At 65.7% G+C, this 13573-nt stretch carries 15 protein-coding genes; 7 read left to right on the top strand and 8 right to left on the bottom strand.

The features are described from left to right. Nucleotides 1-4 precede the first annotated feature (4 nt). Genes FJW10_RS08965 through FJW10_RS08955 form a run of 3 tightly spaced genes read left to right on the top strand, consistent with a single transcriptional unit; the run spans nucleotide 5 to nucleotide 2620 of the window. Nucleotides 5-991: an ABC transporter permease gene (locus tag FJW10_RS08965; protein WP_140899803.1), complete on the top strand. Its 987-nt coding sequence runs from the start codon at nucleotides 5-7 to the stop codon at nucleotides 989-991. Next, entirely contained in the window at nucleotides 988-1764 is a 777-nt protein-coding gene (locus FJW10_RS08960) for an ATP-binding cassette domain-containing protein (protein ID WP_140899802.1), read from the top strand. Before FJW10_RS08965 ends, FJW10_RS08960 begins: the two co-directional genes overlap by 4 nt. 1 nt (nucleotide 1765) lies before the next feature. Next, entirely contained in the window at nucleotides 1766-2620 is an 855-nt protein-coding gene (locus tag FJW10_RS08955) for a sugar phosphate isomerase/epimerase family protein (RefSeq protein ID WP_140656662.1), read from the top strand. Nucleotides 2621-2787: 167 nt separating this feature from the next. Here the strand turns inward: FJW10_RS08955 and FJW10_RS08950 are convergent, their stop codons facing one another. The 8 genes from FJW10_RS08950 to pcaQ form a co-directional block, all read right to left on the bottom strand. Beyond that, on the bottom strand, nucleotides 2788-4233 hold the full coding sequence (locus FJW10_RS08950; RefSeq protein ID WP_140899801.1) for an aldehyde dehydrogenase: 1446 nt from the start codon (nucleotides 4231-4233) through the stop codon (nucleotides 2788-2790). A gap of 39 nt (nucleotides 4234-4272) precedes the next feature. Next, nucleotides 4273-5058 (bottom strand): coniferyl-alcohol dehydrogenase, encoded by a 786-nt coding sequence (locus FJW10_RS08945; RefSeq protein ID WP_140900009.1) that lies wholly within the window; start codon nucleotides 5056-5058, stop codon nucleotides 4273-4275. A 2-nt stretch (nucleotides 5059-5060) separates the two neighbouring features. Further along, complete coding sequence (locus FJW10_RS08940) at nucleotides 5061-6122, bottom strand: branched-chain amino acid ABC transporter permease (protein WP_140899800.1); 1062 nt, start codon at nucleotides 6120-6122, stop codon at nucleotides 5061-5063. Beyond that, nucleotides 6119-7015, bottom strand: coding sequence for a branched-chain amino acid ABC transporter permease (locus tag FJW10_RS08935; protein WP_140899799.1), 897 nt, complete (start codon nucleotides 7013-7015; stop codon nucleotides 6119-6121). The genes FJW10_RS08940 and FJW10_RS08935 overlap by 4 nt, the downstream gene beginning before the upstream one ends. Beyond that, nucleotides 7012-7740, bottom strand: coding sequence for an ABC transporter ATP-binding protein (locus FJW10_RS08930; protein WP_140899798.1), 729 nt, complete (start codon nucleotides 7738-7740; stop codon nucleotides 7012-7014). The genes FJW10_RS08935 and FJW10_RS08930 overlap by 4 nt, the downstream gene beginning before the upstream one ends. Next, complete coding sequence (locus tag FJW10_RS08925; RefSeq protein WP_140829542.1) at nucleotides 7737-8468, bottom strand: ABC transporter ATP-binding protein; 732 nt, start codon at nucleotides 8466-8468, stop codon at nucleotides 7737-7739. Before FJW10_RS08925 ends, FJW10_RS08930 begins: the two co-directional genes overlap by 4 nt. A gap of 28 nt (nucleotides 8469-8496) precedes the next feature. Next, nucleotides 8497-9813, bottom strand: a complete 1317-nt coding sequence (locus FJW10_RS08920) for an ABC transporter substrate-binding protein (protein WP_140899797.1) — start codon at nucleotides 9811-9813, stop codon at nucleotides 8497-8499. 181 nt (nucleotides 9814-9994) lie between these two features. Beyond that, on the bottom strand, nucleotides 9995-10912 hold the full coding sequence (gene pcaQ, locus FJW10_RS08915) for a pca operon transcription factor PcaQ (protein WP_140899796.1): 918 nt from the start codon (nucleotides 10910-10912) through the stop codon (nucleotides 9995-9997). 92 nt (nucleotides 10913-11004) lie between these two features. On the opposite strand from pcaQ, the gene pcaD reads away from it, so the two are divergent. Genes pcaD through pcaG form a run of 4 tightly spaced genes read left to right on the top strand, consistent with a single transcriptional unit; the run spans nucleotide 11005 to nucleotide 13567 of the window. Further along, nucleotides 11005-11817 (top strand): 3-oxoadipate enol-lactonase, encoded by an 813-nt coding sequence (pcaD, locus tag FJW10_RS08910; protein ID WP_140899795.1) that lies wholly within the window; start codon nucleotides 11005-11007, stop codon nucleotides 11815-11817. Continuing rightward, nucleotides 11810-12208 (top strand): 4-carboxymuconolactone decarboxylase, encoded by a 399-nt coding sequence (gene pcaC / locus FJW10_RS08905; protein ID WP_140640091.1) that lies wholly within the window; start codon nucleotides 11810-11812, stop codon nucleotides 12206-12208. The genes pcaD and pcaC overlap by 8 nt, the downstream gene beginning before the upstream one ends. Next, the gene (gene pcaH / locus FJW10_RS08900; protein WP_181177468.1) at nucleotides 12201-12953 is read left to right on the top strand and encodes a protocatechuate 3,4-dioxygenase subunit beta; all 753 of its coding nucleotides are present in this window, start codon (nucleotides 12201-12203) and stop codon (nucleotides 12951-12953) included. The genes pcaC and pcaH overlap by 8 nt, the downstream gene beginning before the upstream one ends. After that, nucleotides 12953-13567, top strand: coding sequence for a protocatechuate 3,4-dioxygenase subunit alpha (gene pcaG / locus FJW10_RS08895; RefSeq protein WP_140899794.1), 615 nt, complete (start codon nucleotides 12953-12955; stop codon nucleotides 13565-13567). Before pcaH ends, pcaG begins: the two co-directional genes overlap by 1 nt. The last annotated feature ends 6 nt before the right edge of the window (nucleotides 13568-13573 follow it).

Raw genomic sequence — 13573 nt, 5'->3', positions numbered from 1 at the left:
GGACATGGCTTCTGAACAGCCCGGCTTCTGGGCTCGGGTGCAGCGCGCATCCGTCGAAAGGCTCCACATCAGACTTGAGTCGCTGGTGGTGCTTCTGGCGCTGAGCACGGCGATGGCGCTGCTGTCGCCCTATTTCCTGTCGCTCAGCAATTTCCTCAACATCCTGCTCGCCACCTCGACGATCGGCGTGCTGGCGATCGCCGCCACTTTCGTCATCGGCTCGGGCGGGCTCGACTTGTCGCTCGGTTCGGTGATGGGTCTTGCGGGCGTGGTCGGCGCCTTCGTCGCCGTCAATCTCGGCTGGCCGTCGGTGCTGGCGGTGCTGGCCTGTATCTTCGCAGGCGGCATTGCCGGCTATATCAACGGGCAATTGGTGACCCGCGCCTTCGTGCCGGCGTTCATCGTCACGCTTGGGATGCTTGGCCTTGCGCGCGGCCTGGCGCTGGTGATCTCTCAGGGCAGGGCGATCTACGGCTTGCCGCCGGAGATCGTCTATATCGGGCAGGGCAGGCCGTTCGGCATTCCCATGCCGGTGATCATACTGGTGCTGACGGCGATCGTCGCGCATGCGGTGCTTGCCTATACCCGCTTCGGCCGCCACACACTGGCGCTGGGCGACAGCGAGGGCGCGGCGCGCGCCGCAGGCATACGCGTCGAGCACCACCGCCGCATCATCTATACGCTCTCCGGCGCGCTGGCCGGCCTCGCGGGCCTGCTCTTCACCGCCCGCGTCAACGCCGGCGACCCGACAGCCGGCATCAATTACGAGCTCACCGCGATCACGGCGGCGATCATCGGCGGCACCAATCTGTTCGGCGGCCGCGCCTCGATCCTCGGCACGATGATCGGCGCGCTGATCATGGGCGTGCTGCAGAACGGGCTGACGCTGCTTGCCGTGCAATCCTACTACCAGCAGATGGCCATCGGCGCGGTGCTGATCCTCGCCGTCTTCATCGACCAGTACCAGGTGCGGAAGGAGTCGCGCGTATGACACTGCTTTCGCTTCGCGGCATCCGCAAGAGCTTCGGCGCGGTCGATGTGCTGCACGGCGTCGACCTTTCGGTCGCGGCCGGCGAGGTGGTCGGGCTGGTCGGCGACAATGGCGCCGGCAAGTCGACGCTGATGAAGACGATCACCGGCATCTACCGCGCCGACACCGGCTCGATCGAATTCGACGGCAAGGACATCCTCGCGCTGGACCCGGGTCAGCGCCGCCGTCTCGGCATCGAAATGATCTACCAGGATCTTTCGCTCGCTAAACAACAGGATGTTGCCTCGAATATCTTCCTTGGACGCGAGCCGACGAAGCGACTGTTCGGCCTGTTCCCCGGCTTCGTCGACAAAGGCGAGATGGATCGCCAGGCCGCCAGAATGATCGAGCGGCTGGGCGCGCACCTGCCGTCGATAAACCGGTCGGTCGGTTCGTTCTCCGGCGGCCAGCAGCAGACGGTGGCGATCGCGCGTGCGCTCACCTTCAACCCGAAGCTCGTCATCATGGACGAGCCGACGGCGGCTCTCGCGGTGCGCGAGGTGCAGAGCGTGCTCGACCTCATCCGCCGGCTGAAGTCGGAAGGCATCGCCGTCATCCTGATCTCGCACCGGCTGAACGACGTGCTGTCGGTCACCGATCGCATCGTCGTGCTGCGCCACGGCAGGGCGGATGCCGATCTCGTCACCGCCAACACCAATATGAACGAAGTCGTCAGCCGCATCGTCGGCGGCGGCGATACGGCCGCAGCGGCGGCGCATGAGCAACGAGGCTGACATGAATACCTTCGGACTGCACACTTTCGCCATCGCGCCGGTCTGGGACCTCGCCCGCATCGAGCCGCAGATGGACCGGCTCAAGGAATACGGCATCGGCCTGATGGAGATCCCTTTGCTTCGGCCTGAGGAGATCGACACCAAGCGGACGCGTAGCTTTGCCAATCACTACGGTGTTGAACTGGTCCCCTCGCTCGGTCTGCCGCGCGCGCTCGATGTGGTCGAACGGCCGGCCGAGGCGCTGGATTTCCTCGAGCCGGCTTTCCGGGTCTGCAACGAGGTCGGCGCCGAGGCGCTCGGCGGCGTCACCTACGGCACGATCGGCAAGACCACCGGCCGCGCCCCGACGCAGCGCGAGATCGACGGCATGTGCCGTTTCCTCGAACGCGCGGCGAAGGCGGCGAAGTCGCGCGGCTTGAAGCTCGGCATCGAGCCCTGCAACCGCTACGAGACGCATCTGATCAACCGCGGCGTCGACGCGGCGCGGATCATCGAGCGCGTCGGCGCCGACAACATCTTCATCCATCTCGACACCTACCACATGCATATCGAGGAGGAGAGCTTCGCTTCCGGTTTCGAGGCGGCGGCGCCTTATCTCGGCTATGTGCATGTGTCGGAGGCAAATCGCGGCGTGCCGGGTCGCGGCATGCTCAACTGGGCGGCCTGCATGAAGGCAATCGCCGACATCGGCTATCAGGGCGCGATCACGCTCGAAAGCATGAACCATGTCGATGTCGACATCGCCGGCGGGCTCGCGGTGTGGCGGCCGGTGGCGGAAGATCCGCGCGACGTCATCGAGGTCGGCCTGCCGTTCCTGCGCGAGGAGGCGAAGAAGGCCGGATTGACGCTGGGGTGAGCTCATTTCTTCCTTCCCTCTTTGTGGGGGAAAGGTGCCCTCGCGAAGCGAGGTCGGATGAGGGGTGTCCAGGGAAAGCTGGCGCCTCACTCCGCTGGAACACCCCTCATCCGTCCCGGCGCTGCGCGCCGATCCACCTTCTCCCACAAGAAGGGGAGACGGAAGAATCAGAACGGGTAGTGCTGTCCGGGATCCTCGATCGTCAGCCAGCGCAGGTCCGTGAATTCGGCGATCGAGGCCTTGCCGCCGAAGCGACCGTAACCCGAGCCCTTGACGCCGCCGAACGGCATCTGCGCCTCGTCGCCGACGGTCGGGCCGTTGATGTGGCAGATGCCGGCCTGGATGCGCGCCGCGACGGCGAGCGCGCGGCGGATGTCGCGGCTGAAGACGGCCGACGACAGGCCGTATTCGGTGTCGTTGGCGACGCGCACCGCCTCGTCCTCGCCTTTCACGCGAATGACCGGCTTCACCGGACCGAAGGATTCTTCCGCATAGACGCGCATGGCGGGCGTCACGTGATCGAGAAGTGTGGCTTCCACGACCGTACCGGTGCGCTTGCCGCCAGCCGCCAATTTCGCGCCCTTCGCGGTCGCATCGGCGATCAGTTCTTCCATCTTGTCAGCGGCCTGGCTGCTGATCAGCGAGCCGAGCACGACATGGCCGCGCGGGTCGCCGGCCGGCAATTGCGAAGCGCGGGCGGCTAGCTTGGAGACGAATTCGTCTGCGATCTTCTCGTCGACGATCAGCCGCTCGGTCGACATGCAGATCTGGCCCTGATGCATGAAGGCGCCGAAGGTCGCGGCATTGACCGCTGCGTCGATATCGGCGTCGTCGAGCACGACCAGCGGCGCCTTGCCGCCGAGCTCGAGCAGGGCCGGCTTAAGATGCCGCCCGGAGAGCTCGGCGATGATGCGGCCGACCTTGGTCGAGCCGGTGAAGTTGACGCGCTTCACCGCCGGGTGTGCGATCAGCGCCTCGACGATTGCCGCCGCGTCCTTCAGGTCGTTGGTGAGGACATTGACCACGCCCTTGGGCAGGCCGGCCTCGACCAGCACCTGGCCGATCAGGCGGTGCGTGCCTGGGCACATTTCGGAGGCCTTCAGCACGACCGTGTTGCCGCAGGCGAGCGGCATGGCGAGCGCGCGCGTGCCCAGGATGACCGGCGCGTTCCATGGCGCGATGCCGAGGCACACGCCCGCCGGCTGACGGATCGCCATGGCAAGCGTGCCGGGCTTGTCGGACGGAATAACCTCGCCGGAAATCTGCGTGGTCATCGCCGCCGCCTCGCGCAGCATGTTGGACGCCAGCATGACGTTGAAGCCGGCCCAGGGACCGGTGGCGCCGGTCTCTTCCATCATCAGTTTCGTGAACTCGCCGACCTTGGCGGCCATGACGTCGGCTGCCTTGGAAAGCAGCGCGCGGCGCTCGCCAGGCCCGGTCTTCGACCAGGCATCGAAGGCAGCGGCCGCGGCATCGACGGCCGCGTTGGCGTCGGCAATGCTTGCGGCCGCGGCGCGCGTCGCGAGCTTGCCGGTGAATGGGTCCAGGCGCTCATAGGAGGCTTTGCCGGTCGCCGCCCGCTCGTCGCCGTCGATCAGAAGTCCGATGTCCATGGGTCTCTCCTCGCTCGCGATCGAGCGTTGCAGATTGTCTCAGAAGCCGAGCACTTCGGCGTTTATAGATGCTTCGAGGCCGCCGTCGACCGGCACGTTGGCACCGTTGATCCAGCGCGCGCCGTCCGAGCACAGGAACAACACGATTGGTGCGATGTCGCCCGATGTGCCGGCGCGGCCGACCCGCGCGATATCGCTGTCGACGCGGGCATCGCCAAGCACGCTGCGGAATTGCTTGAGGATCGGGGTCTCCACCGGGCCGGGACTAACCGCGTTGACGCGGATGCCACGGCTCTTGAACAGGTCGTGATGAGCGGCGCGGAAGGTCCACAGGAGCAAAAGCTCCTTCGAGACAGGATAGCCTTCCTCGTTCTTCACCGCATGGTCGGCGATCACCTTGGCGACGTCGGGAAAGCCTTCGATGCCGACCATCGAGGCGGCGCGGTTCAGATTGGCGCGCCAGCCATAACCGGCGATGGAGGCGACGTTGACGATGGCGCCGCCTTCGCGAAGCCTTGGCGCCAGCGCCTCGGAAAGCGCGCGAAGGCCGTAGAAATTGACGGCGAGCGTCGGCGCGGCGCCGGTATTGCCGGAGAGGCCGGCGACGTTGCAGAGCGCGTCGAGGCGCTGCGGCAGCCGCGCGACAAGATCGTCGACGCCGGCCTTGGACGAGATGTCGGCCTGGACGAAGACGCCCTGGTGGCCGGCCGGCTCGCGCAAATCGACGCCGATCACGTCGGCGCCGAGCTGGCCCGCCAACTCCGCGGTGCGGGCGCCGATACCCGAGGCGACTCCGGTGATGAGGATCGTCTTGCCGAACAGGATGCTCATGCCTTCTCCCGAGAATTGGTGGTCTTCAGCGGCGAAGCAATCTCGCCGGTCGGATTTGACGCCCCGGCGGGAAGCCTGACGCGGTAGCCGACCGACAGCAGTCGCCAGCCAAACCGCTCCTCGAGCGTGCCCCAGAGGCCTCGCGGCAAGAGCAGCGAGAAGACGAGCGCCGTAGCACCGAGCCCGATCAGGTACCAGACGCCGGTGCCGCCGAACCAGGTTTCGATGAGGAAGAAGAGCAGCGCGCCGAGGATGGCGCCTTCGAAGGTGCCGATGCCGCCGACCAGCACCATGAAGATCATGTAGGCCGTCCACTGCACGCTGAAATAGGTCTTTGGCTGGAAGGTGATCGCGGTCGCCAGCCACAGCGCGCCGGCGACACCGATGCCGAAGGCGGCGAGCACGAAGAGCAGCCGCTTGGTGCCGGTGACGCGCACGCCGACGGAGGCCGCCGCATCCTCATTGTCGCGAATGGCGCGGATGGCCGCACCGGTGCTGCCGCGCAGCAGGCCGAACAGGATCGCGAGCAGCGCCGTCATCGAGGCCAGCGCCAGCCAATAGATTGTCAGCCTGCGTGTCGATGCATCGTAGACGTTGAGCGAGATCAGCGACGTGCCGGTCTCGCCCTGGATCAGCCGGTCGAGATTGACGAGCAGGTGGGTGAGTGCTGCGATCACCCACATGCCGATGGCAAATTCGCCATTCTTCAGGCGAAGCATGAACAGCGAGATCGGCCAGGACACCGCGCCGACAATGACCGCCGAGATGAAGAGCGAGACGAACGGATTAAGCCCGGCATTGGCGAGCCGGATGGCGAAATAGGCGCCGAGGCCGAAGAATACCTGCTGGCCGACCGACACCAGTCCGCCGAAGCCGGCGAGCGCGTTCCACATGGCGGCGAGGATCACATAGATGAACAAAGCGGTCATGCGGTCGACGGCGCCGGCGGACAGGAACTGCGGCGCGATGGCGAGCAGCAGGATGATGGCAACGACGCCGATACCGGCGACGCGCGAGGCGGCGGTGCCGCGCTCGATGACAGGGGAGGCGGCGCTCATGATGCCTTCCCCGTGGAGATGCGCAGCAAGCCGCGCAGGCCGAGGCCGGAGGTGTAGAGGCGGATGAACAGAACGATCAGGAAAGCGACATGGCCGCCGATGAGAAAACCTTGCGGATGTATCTTGGCGCCGAGCGTCTGGGCGAGCGCCAGGACGATGCCGCCGATCAGAGTCCCCCAGAGCGAACCGGCGCCGCCGATGACGGCCGCCTCGAAGGCGAACAGAAGTTGCGTGGCGCCGGCATAGGGATCGAAGGTGGCGCGCATGCCGAGGAAGGCGCCGGCGAGACCGACGGTGACCATGGCGATCGCCGCGGCGATGGCGTTGGTGCGACGCGCATCGACGCCGACCAGCCCCGCCGTATCAGGGTCTTCCGAAGTCGCACGGATCGAGCGGCCGAGCCCGGTGCGGGTCAGAAACAACTGCAGTCCGCCGAGCAGGACGACGGCGGCGACGAAGATGATCACCGCGAGCTTGCCGACATAGATGCTGCCCGGCCATTCCCAGGAATCGTAGGACAGGCTGCCTATGAAAGGCGCCAGCGAGCGCGTGTCGGCGCCGAACTGTTCGAACAGCACATTGTCGATGACGATGGCGAGACCGAAGGTGGTGAGGATCGGCAGCAGCGCGCCACCGCGCGCGCTGCGCTCGAGCAGGAAGCGCTGCAAGGCCCAGCCGATCGCGGCCATCAACGGCAGCACGATGAGCAAGCCGAGGAAGGGCGGGATGTGGAAGCGCGAGGCGAGCAGCCATAGCGCAAAGGCCGACAGCACGGCGAGGCTGCCATGCGCCAGGTTGATGATGCGCATCACCGAGAACATGAAGGAGAGGCCGCAGGCGATCAGCGCGTAATAGCCGCCAAGCAGGATGCCCTGGACGATCTGGTTCATCATGCCGGCACGCCTGTGGCGCCTTTCCGGTGCAGGCCGAAATAGGCTTTGGTCACCTCGTCGCGCGAAACGGTCTTGCTGTCGCCGGCGAGCGCGATCCGGCCCTCCAGCATGCAGATGACCTTGCTGGAGACGGAGAGCGCGCGGTTGAGATCCTGCTCAACGAGGATGATCGTCGTGCCGGAACTGATCAGCCCCTGCAGCGAGGCATAGACGCGGTCGACGACCAGCGGCGACAGGCCGAGCGAGACTTCGTCGAGCAGGAGGAGGTCGGGATTGCTCATCAGCGCGCGGCCGATCGCCGTCGCCTGCTGCTCGCCGCCCGAGAGATGCCCGGCTTTGGCGTGGCGGCGCGGTTTGAGGTTGGGGAAGGTTTCGAGCACGCGCTCGACGCTCCACTCGCCGGGACGACCGGCGCTGCGGCCAAGCAGGAGGTTTTCCTCGACCGTCATCTGCACGAAGAGCCGCCGGCCCTCGGGCACCAGGGCGATGCCCTTGCGGACGCGTTCATGCGAAGGCACGCCGGAAAGGTCGGCGCCGCCGAAGACCACGCGGCCGGAGGCTGCCTGATGCGCGCCGGCGATTGCCCTGAGCAATGTCGTCTTGCCCGCGCCATTGGCGCCGACCAGCGCCAGCGTTTCGCCGCGTTCGACGCCGAAGCCGACGCCGCGCACTGCTTGAAGCAGGCCATGCCGGACAACGAGATCCTCGACCGACAGCAGGCTCATTTCGGGCCTCCGCCGAGATAGGCGCTGATCACCTGCGGGTCGGCCATCACCGCCTGCGGCTCGCCGTCGGCGATGACCTTTCCGGCATCCATGCAGATCAGCCGCTCGGCCACCTGCAACAGGATGTGGACGATGTGCTCGATCCAGACGATGCCGATCTTGCGGCGGCGCAATTCGCGGATGGTCTCGACGAGTTCGCCGGCCTCGCCGTCTGTCAGGCCACCGCCGATCTCGTCGAGCAGAAGCAGCGTCGGCTTTGCGGCGAGCGCGCGCGCCAGTTCCAGCCGCTTGCGGTCGAGCAGGCCGAGCGTTTCGGCGCGCCGGTTGGCTACGCCAAGCATGCCGCACAGCCTCAGCGAGCCGAGCGCTTCCTCATAGGCCTCGTCGCGGCCGAGCCCGGCGCCATGCGAGGCGGCGACGAAGACATTCTCGAAAGCGGTCATGCCGCCGAAGGGTTTCGGCACCTGGTGGGTGCGCACCAGACCCAGCCGGCAGCGCTGCGTGGCCGGCAAGGCGGTCACGTCATCGCCTTTGAAGGCGATCGTTCCGGCGCTCGGCGGATAAGCGCCCGAGAGTACGCTGAGCAGCGTCGTCTTGCCGGCGCCGTTGGGGCCGACGATGCCGACCGCCTCGTCGGCGCCCATGGCGAAGTCGACGTCGTCGAGCACCACAAGCGCGCCGAAGCGCTTGTGGATGCCGGCGGCGCTGAGGATCGCACCGTTGGGCATGGCGTTCACGATGCGGTCCCTCGACAGATCAGCCGTTGTAAGGCTGGAGCTTGGCCTCGACCGGCACGTTCGGGTCGGTGGCGTTCTCGGTCACGACATAGTCGAGCGGGAATTTCGAACCTTCCTTGGCGGCGACCCATTGCGTGCCGATGATCGGGCCGGGCGAGACATTGGGGACCGGGCCGCTTGTGAAGTCGACCTTGCCGCCCATGGTCTCGGTCTTGAGCGTGCTCAGCGCCTTGGCGACAGCCGCCTTGTCCTTGGCGTTGGCGCTTGCCTTAAGAGCTGCGAAGCCGGCATCGAGCAACGACATCGAGGCGCCGAGCTGCTGCGTCCATTGCTTGCCGCTCGCCGCCTCATAGCCATCGGCAAGCTCGGTGCCCGAAACGCCGGTCAGCGACGACTTGTAGGGGAAAGCCTTGTGCCAATAGGCGGCGCTCGAAATCTTCATGCCGAGGTCGCCGAGCGCCTCGATGTCGGACGGGAACAGGCCGGTCTTGGCGACCTGGGCGATCTTGATCTGCCGGGTCAGGCCTTGCTGCGCGGCCTGGCGCCAGAAGGCGGCGAAGTCGGGCGGGATCGGGAAGGAGTTGAAGATCTCGACGCCTTCCTGCTTGAACAGCGCGATCTGCGAGGAATAGTCGGTGGTGCCGGTCTCGTAAGCGCCGGGATCGACGATGGTGAAACCCTGCTTGGCCAGCAACGGCGCCAGATGGGCGCGGATGGCGTTGCCGTCGGCGTCGTTGGGATACATGACGCCGACCTTCTTGTTGGTCTCGATCAGGTTCCACTGCGAGATATAGGCCTTGAAGAATTCCTCGACGCCAAAGCCGAAATGATAGGTCCATTTGAACGGCGAGGGCTGGCCCGGCTTGGCGCCGCGGCCGAAATACCAGGCCTCCCACGGCATGACCGTCGACAGGCAAGGCACGCCGGCCGCCTCGCACGCGTCCGCCACCGGATTGATGACCTCCGGCGTCGAGACGGCGAGCATCAGGTCGATCGCCTGGTTGTTGATCAGGTCCTTGGCGAGCTGGCCGGCGCGGGACGGGTCCGACTGGGTGTCCTGGTCAACAATCTCGACGCTGTATTTCTTGCCGCCAAGCTCGATGCCGTTGGCCAGAGCCTTGCGGGCAAGATCCAGCACGTAGCCGTCGGTTTCGCCGAAGCCGGCGAGCGGGCCGGTGCGAGGGCTGACGAAGCCGACCTTGAGCGTGTCGGCGGTTTGCGCGAAGGCGCCGCCGCGGCCGAATGCCAGTGCGGCGCCGCTCGCCACCGAAGTGGCGATGAACTGGCGCCGTGAAATGCCCGATATGGCGGGCTTGCTGCCGATGATGCGAGACATGTGCTCCTCCCTCAGTCGCCGTTCGACACGACGGCAAACGGGTCTTCCGTTTGCGGCCGGACGGCACGGCTTTCGATCCTCCGAAGGCCACATTGCACTAGCGGTTTGGTTCGGTAAAATGATATTTTACGGTGTTTCATTAACCCCTGGGTTAGTGGAATTCGAACCGACAGGCCGATCGTCAGGCGTGGTGGTGTGCTGCCTCCCGGATCGTCTGCAACAGGATGGTGAAGGCCGGCGAGGGGGCGGTGTCGGTGCGCATGGTCAAGCCAACCGGCCCTTTGGTCTCTTCCGTGTCCACGGGCAAGGCGACGAAGGCGCCGCTGGCGATCTCATTGGCGACGACACCGGCCGAGATGATCCAAACGGCATTGCTCTGCCGCATGAAGGAGCGGCCGAAGGAATCGGACACCGTTTCGATTTCCGTCGCCGGCGCGGTCATGCCGTTGGTTATGAAAAGCCGGTCGACGAAAGGCCGGATGACGGATTCCCGCGTCGGCATCAGGACCGGAAATTCGTCGAGCCGCGCGAAGATGTCGGCGTCCGGCTCGGCCAGGGGATGTCCGGCGCGCACCACGAACAGCACCTGCTCCGAATAGAGATGCTCGAAGAAGAAGCCGGTCATGTGCTCCGGCGCCGCGAGCCGGCCGACGACTAGATCGAGCGCGCCGACGCGCAGCTGTTCGAGCAGCACCGCATTCTCGCCGGTGACGATCTTGAGCGCGGCGCCGGTGTTTTCCTCGAGGAACAGGTTCATGGCGAGCGGCATCACCCGGGCCGACACGGTCGGCAGCGCGCCGATGCGGATCGGGTCGCGATTGAGGGCGCCGTCCTGGCGCACGGAATCGACGCCGCGTTTCAGCGCCGAAATCGCCGAGCCGGCATGTCCAAGGAAGATTTCGCCCAGACGCGTGATGCGAATACCGCGCCCGTCGCGCTCCACCACGGCGACGCCGAGCGCTTCTTCGAGTTCACGCAAGGTCTTGGTCACGGCCGGCGCGCTGACATGCAGGAAGTCGGCCGCGCGCGCGACGCTGCCTTGCCGCGCGACTTCGAGAAACGCCTGAAGATGGCGGAAGCGGATCCGGCTTTCGACCATGGTTCGATAACCTCAGAGTTAATGAAACGCCGCAAAATATCATTTTACCGAACCAAACCGCTCGTGCAATGTGGCTTCGGAGGATCGAAATCGTGCCATTCGTCAGCATAGGCGGCGTCACGCTGCATCACCGCCATATCGAGGCCACCGGCACGTCGCGCCCGATCGTCTTCATCAATTCGCTGGGCACCGATTTTCGGATCTGGGACGACGTCGTCGCGAAACTGAGGAGCGAAATGCCGATGCTCGTCTACGACAAGCGCGGCCATGGGCTGTCGGATATCGGCGGCGGCGTACGCTCGATCGACGACCATGTCGACGATCTCGCCGCCCTCATCGACCATTTCGGTTTCGACAAGGTCGTGCTCTTCGGCCTGTCCGTCGGCGGCATGATTGCGCAGCGGCTCTACACCCGCCACCCCAAATGTATAGAGGCTCTCATCCTCAGCGACACGGCGCACAAGATCGGCACCGCCGAAAGCTGGAACACACGCATCGCGACTGTCGAGCGCGACGGCATCGAGGCGATCGCCGAAGGCATCATGAAAGTGTGGTTCACGCCGCAATTCCATGCCAAGCGTGCGGCGGACCTGGCCGGCTGCTGCAACATGCTGACCAGGCAGGCTCTGCCTGGCTACATCGGCACCTGCATGGCGGTGCGCGATGCCGATTTCACCGACAGCGCGCGGCGCATCGCGGTGCCGACGCTTTGCATCGTCGGCGACCAGGACGGTTCGACGCCGCCGGATCTTGTCCGCTCGCTGGCCGGAATGATCCCCGGCGCCCGCTTCGAAGTGATCCGCGATGCCGCACATATCCCGTGCATCGAGCAGCCCGAAGCGCTCGTCACTTTGATCCGCGATTTCGTCGCCTCATTGCCTGAGGGAAAGTCTGCTCATGGATGATGTCACGAAGAACCGCTATCGGACCGGGCTCGAGGTCCGCCGCTCCGTGCTCGGCAGTCCGCATGTCGACCGCGCCGAGGATGCCGCGACCGATTTCGACCGGCCGTTCCAGCAGTTGATCACCGAAGCCGCCTGGGGAACGGTATGGGCGCGGCCCGGCTGGTCGAAGCGCGAGCGCTCGATCGTGACGCTGGCGCTGCTTGCAGCGCTCGGCCATGACGAGGAAGTGGCCATGCATGTGCGCGCCACCGCCAATACAGGCGCCTCGCGCGACGACATTTGCGAGGCCTTCCTGCACGTCGCGATCTATGCCGGCGTGCCGGCCGCCAACCGCGCCTTCAAGATCGCCAAGCAGGTGTTCGCGCAGATGGACGGAGCCGATCATGGCTGAGACCGGCTCCAACCAGGCGCCGGAAGCCGGCGCCTTCTTCCAGCGCGACCGCCAATGGCATCCGCCGGCGTTGACGCCGAACTACAAAAGCTCGGTGCTGCGTTCGCCGCAGAAGGCGCTGCTGTCGTTCGACAACACGCTGTCGGAATTGACCGGCCCGGTGTTCGGGCACGCGATGCTCGGCGAGCTCGACAACGACCTGATCCACAATTTCGCCAGACCCGGCGAGAGCGCCATCGGCGAGCGCATCATCGTCCATGGACGCGTGCTGGACGAACGCGGCAAGGGCGTACCGGGCGTGCTGCTGGAATTCTGGCAAGCCAATGCAGGCGGCCGCTACCGTCACAAGAAGGACGGCTATCTTGCGCCGCTCGATCCGAATTTCGGCGGCTGCGGCCGCACCATCACCGGCGAGGACGGCGGCTACGCGTTTCGCACCGTCAGGCCCGGACCGTATCCATGGCCGAACGGGCCGAACGACTGGCGGCCGGCGCACATCCATTTTTCCGTGTTCGGCCACGGCTTCGCGCAGCGTCTGATCACGCAGATGTATTTCGAGGGCGATCCGCTGATCTGGCGTTGTCCGATCGTCGGCGGCATTTCCAACAAGGTCGCGATCGAGGCGCTGATCGCGGCGCTCGATATGCAGTCGACCATCCCGATGGACGCGCTTGCCTACAAGTTCGACATCGTGCTGCGCGGGCGGCGCTCGACGCTGTTCGAGAACAGGCCGGAGGGCAATTGATGACGCAGTCGCCCGACCGGCTGAAGGAGAGCCCTTCGCAGACCGCCGGCCCTTATGTGCATATCGGGCTGACGCCCAATTTCTGCGGTATAGGCGGCGTCTACGCGAGCGACCTCGGTTCGGCGATGGTCAACGGTGAGACCAAGGGCGAGCGCATCGAGTTGCGCATCCGCGTGCTTGACGGCACCGGCACGCCGCTGAAGGACGCGCTGGTCGAGATCTGGCAGGCGGATGCCGAGGGGCTCTACAATTCACCGGCCGAGATGCGCGGCGGTGCCGATCCAAACTTCCAGGGCTGGGGCCGGCAGCCGACCGACATGGAAACGGGCGTCTGCCTGTTCCGGACGATCAAGCCGGGCCGGGTGCCGTTCCGCGACGGGCGGCTGATGGCGCCGCATATCACGCTGTGGATCGTGGCACGCGGCATCAATGTCGGGCTCAACACCAGGCTCTATTTCTCCGACGAGGAGAAGGCCAATGCCGAGGACCCTATCCTTGCGCGCATCGAGCATCGCCTGCGCGTGCCGACGCTGATCGCTGAGCGTCAGGGCAATACCTACGTCTTCGATATCCATTTGCAGGGCGAAAAGGAGACGGTCTTCTTCGACAGCTGACCGTGG

Origin of the sequence: Mesorhizobium sp. B4-1-1, assembly GCF_006439375.1 — a bacterium.
GTDB lineage: Bacteria > Pseudomonadota > Alphaproteobacteria > Rhizobiales > Rhizobiaceae > Mesorhizobium.
This window is presented reverse-complemented; position numbering and strand designations above follow the sequence as displayed.

What these genes read in the sequence shown, in the direction of transcription:
- FJW10_RS08940 (WP_140899800.1), bottom strand. Translation starts at nt 6,122, where the DNA reads ATGAGCGCCGCCTCCCCTGTCATCGAGCGCGGCACCGCCGCCTCGCGC.
- FJW10_RS08955 (WP_140656662.1), top strand. Translation starts at nt 1,766, where the DNA reads ATGAATACCTTCGGACTGCACACTTTCGCCATCGCGCCGGTCTGGGAC.
- pcaC (WP_140640091.1), top strand. Translation starts at nt 11,810, where the DNA reads ATGGATGATGTCACGAAGAACCGCTATCGGACCGGGCTCGAGGTCCGC.
- FJW10_RS08965 (WP_140899803.1), top strand. Translation starts at nt 5, where the DNA reads ATGGCTTCTGAACAGCCCGGCTTCTGGGCTCGGGTGCAGCGCGCATCC.
- FJW10_RS08920 (WP_140899797.1), bottom strand. Translation starts at nt 9,813, where the DNA reads ATGTCTCGCATCATCGGCAGCAAGCCCGCCATATCGGGCATTTCACGG.
- FJW10_RS08950 (WP_140899801.1), bottom strand. Translation starts at nt 4,233, where the DNA reads ATGGACATCGGACTTCTGATCGACGGCGACGAGCGGGCGGCGACCGGC.
- FJW10_RS08925 (WP_140829542.1), bottom strand. Translation starts at nt 8,468, where the DNA reads ATGCCCAACGGTGCGATCCTCAGCGCCGCCGGCATCCACAAGCGCTTC.
- FJW10_RS08935 (WP_140899799.1), bottom strand. Translation starts at nt 7,015, where the DNA reads ATGATGAACCAGATCGTCCAGGGCATCCTGCTTGGCGGCTATTACGCG.
- pcaH (WP_181177468.1), top strand. Translation starts at nt 12,201, where the DNA reads ATGGCTGAGACCGGCTCCAACCAGGCGCCGGAAGCCGGCGCCTTCTTC.
- FJW10_RS08930 (WP_140899798.1), bottom strand. Translation starts at nt 7,740, where the DNA reads ATGAGCCTGCTGTCGGTCGAGGATCTCGTTGTCCGGCATGGCCTGCTT.
- pcaQ (WP_140899796.1), bottom strand. Translation starts at nt 10,912, where the DNA reads ATGGTCGAAAGCCGGATCCGCTTCCGCCATCTTCAGGCGTTTCTCGAA.
- pcaG (WP_140899794.1), top strand. Translation starts at nt 12,953, where the DNA reads ATGACGCAGTCGCCCGACCGGCTGAAGGAGAGCCCTTCGCAGACCGCC.
- FJW10_RS08960 (WP_140899802.1), top strand. Translation starts at nt 988, where the DNA reads ATGACACTGCTTTCGCTTCGCGGCATCCGCAAGAGCTTCGGCGCGGTC.